The sequence below is a fragment of the Acinetobacter sp. YH16044 genome, from assembly GCF_013417145.1.
In the GTDB taxonomy this organism is placed as follows: domain Bacteria; phylum Pseudomonadota; class Gammaproteobacteria; order Pseudomonadales; family Moraxellaceae; genus Acinetobacter; species Acinetobacter amyesii.
The window spans coordinates 1-2,254 of the sequence record NZ_VPEK01000102.1 but is presented as its reverse complement, the minus strand read 5'-3'; the positions used below and the strand labels follow the sequence as shown (position 1 = coordinate 2,254).

Genomic DNA, 2,254 nt, shown 5'->3' with positions numbered 1-2,254 from the left:
TTGTTATAGACCACATTTAAGTTTAAATATGAACACCCCGAATCAGACGTATGAGCAAACTAAAACCGAGCTAATTGCTTAACTCGGTTTGAAGTGGAATACTGTCAATCTATTTCAGGACAAGACATTTTAGCTATACGAACGCTGTGTTTTCACAGTAGCCTTATTCACATTTTCTAAAGCGGCAACCTCTTCATCTGTTTGCGCTTTGCGAATAAAGAATATTGCAATTGCACCAATAACCCCTGGAATAGCCACTGCAATAAAATTCCATTTATGTGGAAGTTCTAAACCTAATAAATAACCAATTAAGATTGGACCAACAATTGCACCTGTACGACCAATTGCAGATGCCCAGCCAATACCCGTTGAGCGAACTGCGACCGGATAATACTGTGCCACAAAACTATAAAGTAGAATACTACAGCCGATTGATGATGCGCCTGCTAGACTTACCAGTAAATAAATCACAGGTTGCGGAGAGTTAAAGCCTAAACCAACAAGCGATAATACCCCCACAATCAACATACCAATAAGTACCGATTTAAAGTTAAAGCGGTCGGCTAGAACGCCTCCACTAATGGTTCCAATGACAGCACCAATATTAAGAGCCATTAAGAACATTAAGCTACTACCTAAAGAATAACCAGCAGCCATCATCAGTTTTGGTAACCAACTGCCTAATGCATAAAGCATTAATAGACACATAAAGAAAGCTATCCAGAATAAAAAGGTTCCTATAGCACGATTTTCTGTAAATAATGCTTTGACTGATGCACTTTGAGTTTGATCATTAGATGATAAAACCAACTGTGTATCGGGCGATACTTGAGCATCTGGATCAACTTTTTTTAAAAAATAACGTGCCTGATCTTGCTTATTAGCCTTCACTAAGAAAGTAAGTGATTCTGGTAAAAATTTCCAAAATAGAGGTATAAAAAGCAAAGGAATACCTGCAATAAAGAACATAATTTGCCAGCCGAAATCAGCTGTAAACCATTTACCACATAATGCAGCCATGATTCCACCAACAGCATAACCACTAAACATTGTGGTCACTAAAGTACTGCGTAAACGCTGTGGAGCATATTCCGAAGTTAAAGCAACTAAATTAGGTAATACACCACCAATTCCCAAACCAGCAATAAACCGAAGTACTGCAAATTCAGTTGGATTTGATGAAAAGCCACCGAGGAAAGTAAAAAAACTAAATAATGAAACACAAATTAAAATAACTTTTTTACGGCCAATTCTATCGGCCAACATACCAAAACCCATAGCGCCAAACATCATGCCTGCTAAAGCTGTACTTGCGAGCATACCTGCTTGTACTGCGCTCATCCCCCACTCTTGCATCAATAGCGGTAAAACAACGCCATTAATTGCTAAATCGTAACCATCAAATAAGACAATAAACAAGCACCACAAGATAATGTTGACATGGAAGGACTTAAATTTGCCCTGATCCACTACGGTATTAACATTCATTGTTGTTTTCATTAATTCTCACCTCCAATTGTGAGACATAAATTTTAACTAACAATGAATTTCTGGCTGTATTTTGTCCAAAACCTGAAAAGCATAAACTCATACCTTTCAGATATATCCATGTTGTTTGGGAATAAAATGTCATAAAAACTCGAATATTTTTGAAATATTTATACATAAAAAAGTCGATGGACTGCGGGTCTAGTTTTAATAATGATTAATTATCAATGTGTTATTAGAAGCTAAATCACAATCAGACGATAGATTATTTGATATGAAAATTGTCAGAATAAAACTCAAATTTTATAGAAAAAAATCGCAGTTCTACGATCTAAGTCGTAGATTTCTAAATCATAAGTCATCAGACATCACTTAAGTCGATAATTAGGCATTTAAACTGTTGTTTTAGCTGACTTACATTCAGATTTTCCAGCATTTTAAGCTGAGAATTCCCTCAATTGATGATTTTTGAATGCGTTTATTGTCTAAGAATCATCCATTTTTAGATAATTCAAGTCTCAATCTATCAATATTTTTATCATCTCCCTGTTTTGTGCTTCTGCTTTTCTTCTTATTTTTCCCTTTTCTCCGACATAAAAAAACACCCCCTGCACGAGTCAGGGGGTGTTTTCGAATAATGAGCTGGCGATGACTTACTCTCACATGGGTAACCCCACACTACCATCAGCGCTAAGAGGTTTCACTTCTGAGTTCGGGAAGGGATCAGGTGGTTCACTCTTGCTATTGTCGCCAGCACAACTGTTTT

The 2,254-nt window shown here is 36.7% G+C and carries 1 protein-coding gene and 1 rRNA gene; both read right to left on the bottom strand.

The window, feature by feature from the left end; translation table 11 throughout:
• Window positions 1-129: 129 nt before the first annotated feature.
• Window positions 130-1,500, bottom strand: coding sequence for an MFS transporter (locus FTV38_RS17160; protein ID WP_180023011.1), 1,371 nt, complete (start codon window positions 1,498-1,500; stop codon window positions 130-132).
• Window positions 1,501-2,128: 628 nt separating this feature from the next.
• Window positions 2,129-2,243, bottom strand: a 5S ribosomal RNA gene (gene rrf / locus FTV38_RS17155).
• Between the last annotated feature and the right edge of the window lie 11 nt (window positions 2,244-2,254).

Coding starts and splice junctions, on each gene's coding strand:
- FTV38_RS17160 (WP_180023011.1), bottom strand. CDS start 1,500: ATGAAAACAACAATGAATGTTAATACCGTAGTGGATCAGGGCAAATTT.